Below are 13,505 nucleotides of genomic sequence, written 5' to 3'. Positions count from 1 at the left end.
TTCACCGACCCGGGCCGCGATACTCCGACAGCGTCGCCACCAACTCCTTGTTTTTCAGCAGCGCGAACCCGACGAGGATGACGAGGAAGCCGACGAGTGCCGTTACCGAAACCGGTTCCCGAAGGAGGACGTGGCCGATGACGAGTGCGACCACGGGATTCACGTACGTCACAAGATTGGCTTCGAGCGCCCCCGACCGGTCAAGGAGCGTGAAGTAGCCGAGGAACGCGACGGCACCGGCGAACACGCCAAGGTAGATGACCGTGGCGGCGGCGGCCGGTTCGAACTCGACCGCCGCCGGCGATTCGCCGAGTGCCACGCCGATGACCAGTTGAATCGACGCACCCACCAGCATCGACCACCCGGTAAGCGCAGGCACGGCGAGGGTGGGGTGACTGCGACGGACGAGAACGGTTCCGAGGGTCACGACCGCCGTGGCGATCAGTATCAGAAGTCGACCGACCGACGTCTGGTCGAGTAGGTTCGTCGGGGTCGGATCGACGATGATCGCCACGCCGATGAACCCCACGACGACGCCGAGGAATCCGCGGGCGGACAACCGTTCGTCGGGGAGCAACCCCCACCCCAGGAGGGCGGTGAGGATGGGGGAGAGGCTGACGATGATGGAGGCGACGCCGCCGGTCGTGAACTGCTGGCCGAGGAACGTAAAGCCGGTTCCACCGATGAACAGCACCCCTCCGGCGGCGACCGCCGTTCGATCCCCCTGCGTACGGGGTCGCCATCGATCCGTCGCGAGAACTGCGTAGGCGAGCAGCACGGTCGCGGAGAGATAATATCGCGCGGCGGCGAACAGCAACGGCGGAAGGAACGCCAGTCCGACCTCGATGGCCGGAAACGCCGTCCCGAACAAGACGGTGACGAGAAGGAACAACGCGAAGGTCGGCACGCGGGTGGAGTTCGTGTCCATTCGGCTGTTTCCGTACACGCGAGCGGCCGCCTTGTTTGCGACGGTCGGGGCCGAATCGGTGTCGCCCACAGACATTCGGTGCTGGAACCACAACAGAGTCATTTGGGCTACACGTGGCAGTACTACGACCTCGTCCTGTTCGGTATCGCCGCCAGCATGTTCCTCGGTGCTGGTGTCGGACTCCTGACCGCGGTCTCCTTGCCGGTGGCGGTCATCGCCGGGGGAGTCCTCGCCAGCACGATCATCGGACACGGGCTGTTCGTGAACGGTCCAGTCGACGAACCGCGCGACCTGATGAACGAGGTCAACGCGCTGAACTGAGTCGGTGAGGTTTCGGAGCGCGGCTCCGTCGGTAGCGGGTTCGATACGCCACAGGTATTTTGGTCGGTAGACGCCTAGATTCGTCCGATGAATCCCGTACATCGAGCGATGGAGTATTACCCCTACGTCTTCCATCCGATCACGGTGCTCGGCGTCGGAATCATCGTCCTCATCCATCACGAGTGGCGTTTGCAGGGCGCCGAGAGGTCGGTGCTTTGGCGTCGCATCGCGGCGTTTCTCGGTTCGGGGGTGTGCTCGCTCACCCCGACAGCGGCGTACATGCTCGTCACCGGAACCGGGCCGATGAAAACCATGAAGGGGAACGCGTGGCAGGTGGACGCGCTGGTGGCGAGCGGCGTGTTCATCTCCGCCGGCGTGACGTGGTATCTCTGGCGACGCTTCGAGTGGGGGTCGCTCGTGCCGGGCGCGATGCAGGCGCTCGCCGCGGTGACGATACCGTACATGGCGCTCTCGCCGTTCTGGAACGTCTCCGGGCACGTCATCATCGCGCTGATGCCGACGCTCTATCTCACGCTCGTGGCCCGAAAGTTCTGGCCACTGCTCGCGATCCCCGTCGTGATGGTTCCGAACCGTATCGTTCTCGACGCCCACACGTGGGCGCAGACGATAGGCGGGTTCTTCATCGCCGCCGTCATCGTCGTCGGTCTCTACCGGTTACGGGTCGCCAAGTCGTCACACGCCGACCGCGAGTCGGCTATCGCTTGAGTCTCGGAGACCGATTCTCCTCGTCGTCCCCGCGATGGTGATGGTCCAACAACTCGTTTTATGGCGTTTCGCGCCGACATTGAACCATGGTCAAACTGATGGGCCACATCGCGATGGGCCTCCTGTGGGCGCTTCCGGTCTGGTTCGTCTGGGACGGGCGCGTGGCCCTCGCGTTCGTCGGATTCGTCTTGGCGACCGTGATGCTCCCCGACGTCGACCTCGTGTTGCGACACATGATTCCGGGGGTCGAACACCACGGCGTCACGCACACCGTCCTGTTCGTCACCGTGGTCGCGGTCGTCGCCGGACTCGTAGCCGCGCCGGTGGTCAAGCCGATGCTCCAACGGTGGTGGGTCGAAAGTGAAGGGGAGATCGTATCGAAGGGGGCGATACACCTGTTCGTGGTCGGCGGTCTCCTCCTCGGCGGACTCAGCCATCTCTTCACCGATATGCTGTCCGCGCCCGACATCGCCCAACCCGTCGAGCCGTTCTGGCCGTTCTTCGACAAGCCGGTTTCGTTCGACCTCATCTACTACTCGTCGGCGTGGTGGAACCTCGGTCTCCTCATCGTCGCCGCCGCGATTCACTTCGGACTTATGTACCTAAACCAGTTCCCGTTCGAGAACCGCTACCGCATCCAGAAGACGTAGTTCCGGGCGAGAGGTCGGGCGAAATCTCTCACGACCCAGGTCATTCGCTCGAACCGCGCGGGCGTGGCCGTTCCCTTTTCGGCACTGCACGCCGAAACACGTCCCATGAGTCCGACGTTCGAATCTGAGTTCGAAGACGTGCTCGCCGCGGTGCCGGAGGAGCAGTTCGACCGCTCGCGCTTCGTCCCGTCGGTCGGCCCGCTCGACGCGGACGTGATGCTGGTCGGCGAAGCCCCGGGCGAGCAGGAAGTCGAACAGGGGGAACCGTTCGTCGGAAGCGCAGGGGGACGGTTGAACAGCGCGCTCGAATCCATCGGCGTCGGTCGCCGCGACCTCTACATCACCAACCTCGTCAAGGTTCGTCCGCTGGAGAACCGCGACCCCCGGCGGGCCGAGATAGATGCGTGGTGGCCGGTGCTCGAAGCCGAAATCGAGCGGGTGAACCCCACCGTCATCGTCCCGCTCGGGAGTTTCGCCACCCGCGAACTGCTCGACACCGACGAGAACATCTCGGACGTTCACGGCGAGACGTTCGAACTCGCCGACCACGACGTCGTCCCGACGTACCACCCGGCGGCGACATTCTACGATGAGAGCAAGAAGGGCGAGATGGAGCAGGATCTAAAGTCGGTGTTCGGTCGGGTGTAGAACCGTTCCACGACGCGACGGTCGGTCGCGGCCTTCGCACGTGGTCACCGTAGAACGATCAGTCGTGAGACCGTCTAATCCGTCGGAGTCCTGCACCGATGAGAAATCCGACCGTGTCGAGCGCGAGTGCGGCGGCGAGGCCGAGACCGCCCGCCCACAGGAGCCAGAAGACGAGACTTGGTGGGCCGCCCGTTAACCCGATTCCGCCGAGGTTGACGCCGACGCCGGCCGCGCCCGCGAAGGCGAGCGTCCACGCGCGCCGCAGGCTCCGGCGGCGCGGTGAGGAGTGCGACTCCCGCAACGAGATCGACCGCGTAGTACTCCCACCAGAGCAGGTGGTTGGCGGAGTACAGCAGTCGGTGAACCGGCGAGGCGAACGGGGATTCAAACCGCGGCACCGTGGCGAAAATCGCGGCCGACGCGACGAAGAGCGCGACGGCGAGGAGGGCCGTTCTCGTCGCTCGTTTCGGGAGGAACCGACGAGGCCGGCGCAGAGGCGACGGAAGGCCATGACGCTACGCACGATAACGTCCTACATGAGCTTTCTGCCGATTCGACCGCGGGAGCGCGCTCCGATGCGGAGTAGCCACGGTTCCCGTTCTCGCCGGTCGCCGCCATCGGTTCGTTTTCGTGCCCGGTCGCTCACCTTCGCCCGAAACCGGTCTCCCGTCACTCGTCGCGGAGGCGTTCGAGGAACGCCTCGCGCTCCTCGTTCGACCGCAGTCGAACGACGGTGAGTTCCTCGCCCTGCCGTTCGAACTTTCGCTCCATCTTCGGAATCTTGTCCGCGGCGAAGTTCCACGTGTACCGGAGAAATTCGATGTCGATCTTCTCGACGCAGCCGTCGGCCATGTCCGGTCGTGTCTGCCCGCGGTTTCGAAGCCAGCGTTCGAGAACCCGGCACAGACAGATGTGTCGCGGAATGTCCAACAAGATCGCGGTGTCCGCCGCTTCGAGTCGGGCGTCGATGGTGCTCCCGTAGTTTCCGTCGAGTATCCACGACTCGGGTCGCATCAGTTCTCGGTGGGTCGCCTCCCAGTCGCTCGTCTCCGGCTTCTCCCACCCCGGCTCCCAGAAGTGGGCATCGAGGTGCGCGACAGGAACGTCCAGTCGCTCCCCCAGTCGCTTGGCGAACGTCGACTTTCCGGCGCCCGGCGTTCCGAGCACCGCGATTCGATTCATCGTCATGGTCGTGGTTCGAGAGGGAGTCCGAGGTTGTCCGGATGCTGTCAAGAACGTTTCGGTACCGCACGTCCGTCGGCGCTCGACTCCGACCCCGTCCTTGATTACGTTAGGCGTCGATTCGTTCGCGGGGGAAGACGATGGCACCCGAAGAAAACAAGGAACTCGTTCGACGCGACATCGAGGAGGTCTGGGGGGACGGCAACGTCGAGATGATTGACGAGATTTACGACGAGAACTTCGTCCTTCACGACCCGTCGTCACCGGACGAGACGCAGGGTCGAGACGATTACAAGGAGTACGTGGAAGCGTATCGTACCGCCTTTCCCGACTCTGAGTACGCGGCCGAGGAGATGGTCGCCGAGGGCGACACCGTGGCGCTCCGGTACACCGCACGTGGCACCCACGAAGGCGAACTCGCGGGCATCGAACCGACGGGCGAACGAGTGACGGTGTCGGGGATGGAGCTGTACCACGTGGCGGACGGGAAGATAGTCGAGATGTGGACGAACTACGACGCGCTCGGCATGTTCCAGCAACTCGGCGTCGTGCCGCCGCTCGACGAACTCGGTCGGGAATCGGGGGGCGACTGATCAGGCCACCCACACAGCGACCAACACCGAGATTCACGTTTCTCTTTGTCCTCCACCGTCTGGAAACGATTAAGTACACCGTCACGGTACGAACCGGTAGGATGGCGCTGTAACGGACTCCTCTCGTTCTCGCCCGCTCCGCGCCGGGTACACTACTCGCCGTGGATCGAGCGCCCGCTCTCCGAATCGCTGCTACGCGCCGCGTAGTCCCAACGTTACACTAAACTCCAACGATGCCAACAGACGACGAATCGAAACCAGACGCCGACATCTATCCGATGCCGATGTTCGCACAGTTCGCGGTGACCGACCTCGACGCTTCGACCGACTGGTACCGGAGCGTCGCCGGCTTCCGAGAAGTCGCACCGCTTCCGGGTCTCTCCCACCTCCGATACCGCCGGTACGCGGACGTGATGCTCGTCCCCGCCGAAGCGGACGGGGGCGAGCGCGGACGAGGTCTGTCCCTGTATCTCAACGCCGAAGACGAAACCGTGTCGGACGTCTTCGAACGTGCGACGGAACACGACGCGACCGTCGTGCGAGAACCAGCCGAAACGCCGTGGAACACGCGGGAAATCGCGCTGGCCGACCCGGACGGGTACAGGCTCGTCTTCACCGAACCGGTCGATACTGAACTCGACTTCGAGACGGTGGTCGACCGACCCGATTCGGAGTAACCTACCGACTCGTTTTTTTCCTCCGAACGGGTTCTCTCACGTCGACGGAGAGCGATTCAGCGTCGTCCGTCGTCGGCGCGGAGGAGGTGGAGGTCGCCGAACTCGTGCCAGCGGAGGCGGTGGCGGACGGCGTCGTCGTAGGCGGTTCGAACGGTCGATTCGCCGCCGACGGCGTACAGCATGGCGAGGTGGGTTGTCTCGGGGTCGTGCAGTCCGGTGAGGAGTGTATCGACCGACCGAGCACCCGTCTCCGGGCCGACGACGCGCCGAGTGAAGCCGTCGATGGAGTGCGTATTGCCGTCCGGGGTGGTGGCGGTTTCGAGCGCGCGAACGACGGTGGTTCCGACTGCGACGACGCGACCGCCTCGGGCGCGCGTCTCGGTCACGGCCCGCGCGGTTTCGGGGGCGACGGTGACCGGTTCCGGCGTGACCGCATCCCGCCAGTCGGGAACGTCGATGGCGTCGAGGCTCGAAAGGCCGGTGTGGAGGGTGATGGTTGTGAACCCGACGCCAGCGTCGGCGAGTCGGTCGCGGACGCGGGCGGTGAGCGCGCGTCCAGCGGAGGGCATCTCGCTGCTACCGGGAACCGACGCGACGGGCGTCTGGTACGCGTCGAGCGGGAACTCGTCGGCGACGTAACCGTACCGAACCGGGCGGCCGCGGGCGGCCATCACTTCGTACGGGTCGGCGTCGAACCGGACGAACAGGAAGCGGTCGATGGCGGGGTGTCGGGCGACGACGCGGGCGGTTGCCGCTCCGACGAGAAACTCGTCGCCGGGAGTGAGGTCGAGCGGCCCCGGGTCGGCGCGGCTGCGGCGCGGTTCGGCGAGCCAGACGCGGTCGCCGTAGTCGGTGGCGAGGTTGAGGACGACCTCGCCCGGCGGCCCGGTCGCCGGAAGGCTCGCCGGGAGGGTGGCGGAGTCGTTGGCGACGACGAGGTCGCCGCCGTCGAGGAACTCCGCGATGCTGGTGAACGCCGCGACGCGGTGGTCGTCCCCGTCGGAGACGAGGAGGTTGACGTCGTCGCGGCGGCAGTCGAAGCACCGAACTTCCGCGGGGACGGTGGCCGTGAGGTCGCCGGGGCGGTGGAATCCGAGGTCGACCTCGGCGGTGACGGTGGCGGGCATCACGCCGCCCCCGTTTCGAGCCAGTCGTCGGCCTGCGCGCGGAACCGGCGACCGCGAACGATTTCGGGGGAGCGGCCGAACAGCCACGCCCAGAACGGGACGGTCACGTCGGAGGTTGGGCGGTCGCCGATGTCTTCGCCGGGAAACGCGCGTTGGTGCATGTCGGTTCGCATATCGCCGGGGTCGACGCTCACGGGATGGAGGTCGTCGCGCTCGGTCGCGAGGATGCGGGTGAGGTGGTCAAGTGCGGCCTTGCTCGAACCGTAGGCTCCCCATCCCGGATACGCTTCCACGGCGGCGTCGCTGGAGACGTTGACGACGAGGGCGTCCGGAGCGAAGGAGGGGTCGAGCGCCCGAACGAGCGCGACCGGAGCGACGACGTTGGTGTCGAGGACGCGGCGGAAGTCGTCGGGATCAAGCGCGTCTACGTTCGGGAGGGGACTCGGCCCGAGCGCAGACGCGTTGTTGACCAGCGCGGTGACGGGCGCGAAGTCGGCGGCGGCGTCGGCGATGTGCCGTCGACCGTCGGCGTTCGTAACGTCGGCGGCAACGGTGGTCACGCGACCGTCGCCGGGAAGCGAGTCGGCGGTGGATTCGAGGGCGTCGCGGCCGCGAGCGACGAGGACGAGGTCGTGGCCTGCGCCGGCGAGGTAGTCGGCGATGGTCGCGCCGAGGCCGCGGGAAGCCCCGGTGACGACCGTCGTAGGTGTCGTGTCGGTCATCACTCGACTAGAGGTCTGGCGGGACGATAAATATCAGCGGAAATTAATTTATGTTGGCGGGAGAACGGAAATCGATTCCGGTAGGAACGGTGTCAGTTCGCGTCGAACGCCTCGCCGACCGTTCAGTAGACGGCGTCTTTGATCTCCGAGTCGAGGTCATCGAATATGTCGAGATGGACTTGCCGCTCGGTTCGTAACTCCGCTAACCGCCGCTCGTGGTCGGCGACGTGGTCGGCCACGGCGAACTCCTCGATGTTCATGCCGGGCACCGAACTGGGAACCGTGAGGCCCGTCGCCTCGTCGTCCGTCCACTCGACGGTGTCGCGGGCGATTTCGCGGAGGATGGTCACCGACTCCTGGACGCCGATGTCCTTCGATTTCTCGCCGAGGTAACCCGTGTTGAGGACGAAACAGTCCACGCCGAGATCGTCGATGAGATCGCGGAACCGGTTGCCCTCTTCGCCTTTCGACCCGACGATGAAGGGATTCGTGCCGACGACGCGGATCGACTCGCCGGCTTTCGATGGGTCACCGGCGCTGGTCTGGATGGACTCGCCGAGCATGAACGCCGCGGCGGCTTCTTCGGCGGAGAGTTTGGCGACCGGAGGCATCGTCGGGTTCCGGGTGATGAAGAACACTTGGTCGACTCCATCGAGGTCGATGTCGTCGCCCGCTGACGAGAGTTGATCGCGGAGGATGATTGCCCGACCGTTGGAGGTGTGGTGGTCGCTGTCGAAGTCCGCGGTTCCGTCGTCGGCCACGTCGACGTTTTCGAGCACCGCGGACTCGTGGGTCACGGCGTCGTACATCGCCGGCTGTTCGGCCGCGTCCAATCCGTTGGTCTTGACGAACAGTCCGTTACCCTCGCTCCCGGCGATAGTTCCGTCGGGGAGCAGGGCGCACACGTCGTCTTGCAGCATCGTCGCCTCTTCGCCTGCACCCTCGTCGAGCCAGAGGCCGTGGGCGGTCAGCGTCGATTTCCCGGTCGCGGAGAGTCCAAGGAACGCCTGTCCGACGTTCCGGAGTTCGCCGTCGGCGTCGTGGAGCGCGACGCGCTTGCTTCCGGCGTGGAGGCCGAGACCACCCTTACGTTTGGCGTGGAACATGAACAGCCGGAGGAACGACTTCTTGGCTTCGCCGGTGTAGTCGCTCCCGAGCACCGCTGTCACACCCTCCTCGGGGAGGATGCGGACGGCGATTTCGTCCCACTCGGGAATCTGAATCGTGACGAAGTCCGGTTCGGCCTCTTCCTCGACGGGTTTGAACAACTTCGCCCAGCCCAGGGCGATGCGGCCGTAGCACTTGGGGACGTACAACCGGCAGCGATAGGAGTGCTCCGCGTGGCGACCCATCCTGCGATCCACGCAGACCATCTCGTGTTCTCGGGCGTACTCGGTCGCGTCCTCGATGTGCGCGTAGTCGCTCGGGCCGAACTCCTCGTCCACCGCGTTCTTCGTCTTGTCAGCGTTGCGCGAGCGCTGGTCGCTGACGTACGATGGGGAGCCGAACTCCGTCGTGGTCTCGAACTCCTTCGAGAACTCGCGGAGTTGGTCTAACGATGGATCGTAGATGATGTTGTCCGCCTCGACGGGATCGGGGAGCGCCGTCTTCGGCGTTCGGACTGACTGCCCAGAGTCTGACATCGTGGTTGGAAAGGATACGTGCGGACGTATAATTATGCACGGTTTATGACGGCTTAGCGGTGTCATAACACGATTCCCGGCGGAATCAGGATTCGAAAGCGAGTAAATAATCCTCGTTGAACGCGGTTCGCCGACCGCCTGCGGTCACGCACGGCGCGCTCAGCCGTGTCCTACCGGCACATGGGAGAAATCGAACGAAGACGTGCGCATTTATCGATGATTTCGACCACCCGCGTTCCTCCCGTCGCTCACCCTCACCACGACCGTGTTCACCGCTAAGTCTCCGAGGCGTTGGCGTCGTTCGGTGAGACGGATGCTAAGGACGCCGACACCGTAGCCGACCGGTAGCTATTCCACGAACCGGAGCGCGGTTCGAATCGCGGCGGCCCGGTAGGTACATCGAGTTCCGTCGTCCTCAACGACGACGATGCCGACGGCCGCTTTGCCGACGGTTCCGCCGAAGCCCCCCTTCGAACGCGACGTGATATAGCAGTCCGACGACCGTCCCGAGGAAAGTGAACGCCAGTGCTCGCTCCTCAAGCGAACGCTCCGACCGATTGACTACGACGAGTACGCTACCGCCGACGAGGAGTAAATCCACGAGGTACGCGACCGCCCGTCGTCGGACTCCCACCGCTTCAAGTTCGTGGTGCGTTCCGACCGAATCCATCCGAATCCGCCCCCCGTCGAAGGTACTCGCCGCACTCCACCTATCCGTTTTGGCGGGCCGCCGCCCGACTTTTCTATCCCGCGAACGAAACGCCACGAAGAGGGTGTTTGACGATGGAGTTCATCACCGCACAGGGCGTCGAGATTCCCGCGCTCGGATTCGGTACCGCTCGGTTCAACTCGAACGACGTGTGCCAACAAGCGGTCGAGGTGGCCCTCGAAACGGGGTACCGCCACATCGACACCGCCCAGATGTACGGCACCGAGGGGGCGGTCGGGTCGGTCGTCTCCGCCGCCGAGGTCGACCGCGACGAGGTGTTCGTCACGACGAAGCTCAACGACGACAATCGGAGCCGCAACCGGGTGCTCGATTCGACGAAGCGGAGTTTGGAGGAACTGCGGACCGACGCCGTCGACCTGCTGTTGATACACTCCCCGAACGAAACCGTTCCGATCGAGGAGACCGTCGGCGCGATGAACGAACTGCAGGACGACGGCGCGGTTCGACACGTCGGCGTGAGTAACTTTTCGGTCGACCAACTGTGCCGGGCGATGGACGCCTCCGAGACGCCGATACTCACGAACCAAGTCGAGTACCACCCCCACCGCGGGCAGGGGGAACTCCTCGAATTCTGCATCGAGGAGAACGTCATGCTGACGGCGTACAGCCCGCTCAACGTCGGGAGCGTCATGGACGATACGACACTCGCCGAGATCGGGAACCGCCACGGGAAGACCGCACCCCAAGTCGCGCTACGCTGGCTCCTCCAACAGGAGATGGTCTCCGCGATTCCGAAGGCGGCTGAACACGAACACGTCCGGGAGAACTTCGACGTGTTTGACTTCGAGCTTACGGACGACGAGATGCGACGGATATTCGAGGGGATGGACGGTCTGAGCGATGGCCTTCGCGAGCGGTTGGGGCTGTGACGGAGCTATCGCTCTTAGAAAATAGGTGCGCTGAAAGAAATGAAGTTACGCCGTGTCGTCCCGTGACGACGGTGCGAAACCCTAATTAGGCGCGGACGACGTTCGTCGCGCGCGGCCCCTTGGGGGCCTGTTCGATATCGAATTCGATCTCAGTACCTTCCGTAAGATCCTCACCGCCGACGTCTTCCATGTGGAAGAAAACGTCTTCGTCAGCATCCTCAGTCGAGATGAAACCGTAGCCGCCAGTGTCGTTGAAGAAATCAACTTTACCGTTTGCCATTACGATTAAACGAAGACCGAGTACACGGTTAAGAGTTCCGAATCTGCCCTCAAAATACAGGCTTTACTCGACAAATATCTTGTTATTGCGTAGCTTTGTTACCATTTGACCACACGTTTGGGGTTCTATACAATATCGTGTCTGATTCCTCACAACGGGCGGCAACTTCCGTGGTATCCACACATCTCAATCAGATAACGCACCGTGCTCTCGTTTCCACAATCTGCCTCGAACTATCCTGACGTGAAAGTAGATGCAGTGCTAAGTAGGATTGGTTTGAGCTGAGACAAAATCCACCAGGCAACTACTGTTCCAACAGGCCAATTCTCAGAAAAAACCAGTTCGGCATTATCGTAATTGTTTGGCCTCGGCACTCATAGGGCTCCTCATCACCGGCCGCCACGCCGGTTCGGAACACGATTATCGTCATCGGCCACGCGGGGGTACGAATCGGCGGGTAAAAACGGTTGTCTCCGCTCGCTCCCGCGAACCGACTCCTCCCCGATGACCGAGCGCCGGGTCAGGATTGCACTGCCGCGGACTCGCCCTCCGGAGTCGGCCTGTTTTCGAGGTAGACGCGGGCGTACGACAGCCGGACGACGGGATATATCAGGGTCGTGAAGACGATCGAGAGGAGAACGGTGCCGACGTCGGTTCCCCCGCCGAAGAGGGTGACGAGCGCGAATCCGAACGAGAGGAGGATGGCGAACAGCGTGATTCCGAAGAGCTTTAGCAGGTTCCCCGGCGCGATCTCCCAACTGGTGCGGAGGCTCTCGGCAAGATCCGCGTCGTCGATGACGCAGGCCGGGAACGCGAGCGACAGCCGGAGCGCGAGGTAGACGCCCGGGAGGACGAACAACACGATGCCGATCGCGACGACTACGAGGTAGAGTATCGTTATCACGACGAGCATGACGTACCGGCCGGCGACCTGGGACGTTGCCTCTCCCAGTTCGGTGGGGCGGTCGAACGCTTCGCCAACGGCGAAGACGTATACGATACCGTCGAAGAAGACCGTCAGGAAGAAGGCGAGGAGGGAGAACAGGCCGACCAGTTCCCCCAACGCTTCGACCAGCGCGAGACCGAACGCGAGCACGAACAGAACGGGATTACTGCGGAGCCACGCGGCCGCTTCGCCGAAGGTTGCGATGGAACCGCGACGGGGGAGTCGTGCGTGCGCCATGGTTCGAGTATCCTATCTGACAAGTGAAAACTGTTCGGGTCGATTCGGCGCTCGCCGGTATCGGCGTCGCTACGACGGTTCGTCGGGGGTGTCGTGGCGGTCGAGCGCCAACGTCTCGGCGTCGAGGGTGTAGTACGATTCCCACGTCGGTGCGAGACTCACGACGCGAGTCTCCCCGAACGTTCCTTCGACGTGTCGGTGGTAATGGCCGACGAGACAGAGCTCCGGTTCGAGTTCGGTCAGCAGTTCGTCCACCGGGTACCTCCCGACGTCGCGGCCGCCGAGTCGAACCACGCCGTGCGGTGCTTCGTGCGTCAGGAGTACGTCCACGTCCGACAGGTTCGCCGCGCGCACCACGTCCTCGCGGACGAAGTGGCGGCGGCGGTCGCCGGCGAGTTCGCTCCGCGGGCGGTCGTACTGCGTTGGCGCGTAGTTGCCGGAGAGACCGGCGATACGCAGTCCCTCCAGTTCGACGGCGGTGCTGGCGAGCAGTTCGGGGCGGGAGGCCGTGAGCGCGCCGTCGCCGCGTCTGAGCGCGTCGATAACGTCGAAATCTTCGTTGTTGCCCGCGACGAACCACGTCGGCGTCGGTACGTCGTAGTGCAGGAGGTCGCCGACCTGTAGCGACACTTCTTCACCTTCCGCTTCGGCATCGCGGTAGGCCGCGAGGAGCGCCTCCCGATTATCGGGGTCGTCCGCGTGGGCGTCTCCGAGGACGAGCACGACGCGAGGTTGGTGCCGACGAGCCATGAACTCCGCGGCCGAGACGGGCGACCCTGTGGTGTCGGAAACGGTTTTTCTTCGGCCGTTCTCTGTCCCCCCGTGACTGACGTACTCCCCGACGAAGCGGAATCGTTGCTCGCCGAGGAATCGGTAATCGCGCACCTCTCGACGTGCACCGACGAACGACCGCACGTCGCTCCGGTCTGGTACCACTACGACGACGGGACGGTGTCGGTGCTCACGACCGGACGAAAGCTAGCGAACATCCGGGAGAACCCCCGCGTCGCCCTCTCGGTTCAGAAGGACACCGACGGGCGCGCGGAATGGATGGTCACGATGCAGGGGACGGCGACCGTGATAGACGACGAAGCGAAGAAACGGGAGGCCACCGCCCGCATCAATCCGCGATACGGTGCTCCGGAAAGCGCGTACTCAGAGAACACACTCGTCCGGATAGAAATCGGTTCGGCGTCGTTCACCCGATATTAACTGGTCTCCTTCTC

General features: G+C 64.0%; 20 protein-coding genes. 9 read left to right on the top strand and 11 right to left on the bottom strand.

The features are described from left to right. Position 1: 1 nt before the first annotated feature. On the bottom strand, positions 2–1,003 hold the full coding sequence (locus LIW51_RS11770; RefSeq protein ID WP_227374319.1) for a DMT family transporter: 1,002 nt from the start codon (positions 1,001–1,003) through the stop codon (positions 2–4). 27 nt (positions 1,004–1,030) lie between these two features. Here LIW51_RS11770 and LIW51_RS11765 point away from each other — a divergent pair, with 27 nt between their 5' ends. The 4 genes from LIW51_RS11765 (at position 1,031) to LIW51_RS11750 (ending at position 3,273) form a co-directional block, all read left to right on the top strand. After that, on the top strand, positions 1,031–1,249 hold the full coding sequence (locus LIW51_RS11765) for a DUF8015 family protein (protein WP_368411788.1): 219 nt from the start codon (positions 1,031–1,033) through the stop codon (positions 1,247–1,249). A gap of 87 nt (positions 1,250–1,336) precedes the next feature. Further along, positions 1,337–1,975: a phosphatase PAP2 family protein gene (locus LIW51_RS11760; protein ID WP_227374317.1), complete on the top strand. Its 639-nt coding sequence runs from the start codon at positions 1,337–1,339 to the stop codon at positions 1,973–1,975. A gap of 86 nt (positions 1,976–2,061) precedes the next feature. Further along, on the top strand, positions 2,062–2,625 hold the full coding sequence (locus LIW51_RS11755; RefSeq protein ID WP_227374316.1) for a metal-dependent hydrolase: 564 nt from the start codon (positions 2,062–2,064) through the stop codon (positions 2,623–2,625). A 105-nt stretch (positions 2,626–2,730) separates the two neighbouring features. Further along, positions 2,731–3,273 carry a uracil-DNA glycosylase gene (locus tag LIW51_RS11750; protein ID WP_227374315.1) on the top strand — a complete coding sequence of 181 codons (543 nt, stop codon included), beginning with the start codon at positions 2,731–2,733 and terminating at the stop codon, positions 3,271–3,273. 58 nt (positions 3,274–3,331) lie between these two features. On the opposite strand, the gene LIW51_RS11745 is transcribed toward LIW51_RS11750, so the two are convergent. Then, entirely contained in the window at positions 3,332–3,574 is a 243-nt protein-coding gene (locus LIW51_RS11745; RefSeq protein ID WP_227374314.1) for a hypothetical protein, read from the bottom strand. Between LIW51_RS11745 and LIW51_RS11740 the strand changes: the two genes are divergently transcribed. Then, entirely contained in the window at positions 3,560–3,859 is a 300-nt protein-coding gene (locus tag LIW51_RS11740; RefSeq protein ID WP_227374313.1) for a hypothetical protein, read from the top strand. The genes LIW51_RS11745 and LIW51_RS11740 overlap by 15 nt on opposite strands. Positions 3,860–3,942: 83 nt before the next feature. Here the strand turns inward: LIW51_RS11740 and LIW51_RS11735 are convergent, their stop codons facing one another. Further along, positions 3,943–4,461, bottom strand: a complete 519-nt coding sequence (locus tag LIW51_RS11735; RefSeq protein WP_227374312.1) for an AAA family ATPase — start codon at positions 4,459–4,461, stop codon at positions 3,943–3,945. 134 nt (positions 4,462–4,595) lie between these two features. Between LIW51_RS11735 and LIW51_RS11730 the strand changes: the two genes are divergently transcribed. Together LIW51_RS11730 and LIW51_RS11725 are read left to right on the top strand one after the other, a co-directional pair. Further along, positions 4,596–5,048 (top strand): ester cyclase, encoded by a 453-nt coding sequence (locus LIW51_RS11730; protein ID WP_227374311.1) that lies wholly within the window; start codon positions 4,596–4,598, stop codon positions 5,046–5,048. Between the two features lie 233 nt (positions 5,049–5,281). Beyond that, positions 5,282–5,725, top strand: coding sequence for a VOC family protein (locus LIW51_RS11725; protein WP_227374310.1), 444 nt, complete (start codon positions 5,282–5,284; stop codon positions 5,723–5,725). Between the two features lie 56 nt (positions 5,726–5,781). Here LIW51_RS11725 and LIW51_RS11720 read toward each other — a convergent pair whose 3' ends face one another. The 5 genes from LIW51_RS11720 to LIW51_RS11700 all read right to left on the bottom strand — a co-directional run bounded on the left by LIW51_RS11720 (position 5,782) and on the right by LIW51_RS11700 (position 9,983). Continuing rightward, a complete protein-coding gene (locus tag LIW51_RS11720; protein WP_227374309.1) occupies positions 5,782–6,852 on the bottom strand; it encodes an S-adenosylmethionine:tRNA ribosyltransferase-isomerase in 1,071 nt (356 codons plus the stop codon). Then, a complete protein-coding gene (locus LIW51_RS11715) occupies positions 6,852–7,574 on the bottom strand; it encodes an SDR family NAD(P)-dependent oxidoreductase (protein ID WP_227374308.1) in 723 nt (240 codons plus the stop codon). Before LIW51_RS11715 ends, LIW51_RS11720 begins: the two co-directional genes overlap by 1 nt. Positions 7,575–7,696: 122 nt before the next feature. After that, positions 7,697–9,217, bottom strand: a complete 1,521-nt coding sequence (locus tag LIW51_RS11710) for a phosphoenolpyruvate carboxykinase (ATP) (RefSeq protein ID WP_227374307.1) — start codon at positions 9,215–9,217, stop codon at positions 7,697–7,699. Positions 9,218–9,565: 348 nt separating this feature from the next. Further along, complete coding sequence (locus LIW51_RS39120; protein ID WP_227376796.1) at positions 9,566–9,646, bottom strand: hypothetical protein; 81 nt, start codon at positions 9,644–9,646, stop codon at positions 9,566–9,568. Continuing rightward, complete coding sequence (locus LIW51_RS11700) at positions 9,633–9,983, bottom strand: hypothetical protein (protein ID WP_227376829.1); 351 nt, start codon at positions 9,981–9,983, stop codon at positions 9,633–9,635. The genes LIW51_RS39120 and LIW51_RS11700 overlap by 14 nt, the downstream gene beginning before the upstream one ends. A 17-nt stretch (positions 9,984–10,000) precedes the next feature. Here LIW51_RS11700 and LIW51_RS11695 point away from each other — a divergent pair, with 17 nt between their 5' ends. Continuing rightward, positions 10,001–10,816, top strand: a complete 816-nt coding sequence (locus tag LIW51_RS11695) for an aldo/keto reductase (RefSeq protein WP_227374306.1) — start codon at positions 10,001–10,003, stop codon at positions 10,814–10,816. Positions 10,817–10,901: 85 nt separating this feature from the next. Here LIW51_RS11695 and LIW51_RS11690 read toward each other — a convergent pair whose 3' ends face one another. The 3 genes from LIW51_RS11690 to LIW51_RS11680 all read right to left on the bottom strand — a co-directional run bounded on the left by LIW51_RS11690 (position 10,902) and on the right by LIW51_RS11680 (position 13,029). Further along, positions 10,902–11,096 (bottom strand): cold-shock protein, encoded by a 195-nt coding sequence (locus LIW51_RS11690; protein ID WP_227374305.1) that lies wholly within the window; start codon positions 11,094–11,096, stop codon positions 10,902–10,904. Between the two features lie 520 nt (positions 11,097–11,616). Continuing rightward, positions 11,617–12,279, bottom strand: coding sequence for a DUF7847 domain-containing protein (locus tag LIW51_RS11685; RefSeq protein WP_227374304.1), 663 nt, complete (start codon positions 12,277–12,279; stop codon positions 11,617–11,619). Positions 12,280–12,348: 69 nt separating this feature from the next. Next, complete coding sequence (locus LIW51_RS11680; RefSeq protein ID WP_227374303.1) at positions 12,349–13,029, bottom strand: metallophosphoesterase family protein; 681 nt, start codon at positions 13,027–13,029, stop codon at positions 12,349–12,351. A 72-nt stretch (positions 13,030–13,101) separates the two neighbouring features. On the opposite strand from LIW51_RS11680, the gene LIW51_RS11675 reads away from it, so the two are divergent. Beyond that, positions 13,102–13,491 (top strand): pyridoxamine 5'-phosphate oxidase family protein, encoded by a 390-nt coding sequence (locus LIW51_RS11675; protein WP_227374302.1) that lies wholly within the window; start codon positions 13,102–13,104, stop codon positions 13,489–13,491. Positions 13,492–13,505: the final 14 nt, after the last annotated feature.

The organism is Haladaptatus halobius, assembly GCF_020618475.1.
In the GTDB taxonomy this organism is placed as follows: domain Archaea; phylum Halobacteriota; class Halobacteria; order Halobacteriales; family Haladaptataceae; genus Haladaptatus; species Haladaptatus halobius.
Note: the sequence above shows the minus strand (reverse complement) of the source record. Positions and strands in the feature narration are given on the sequence as shown.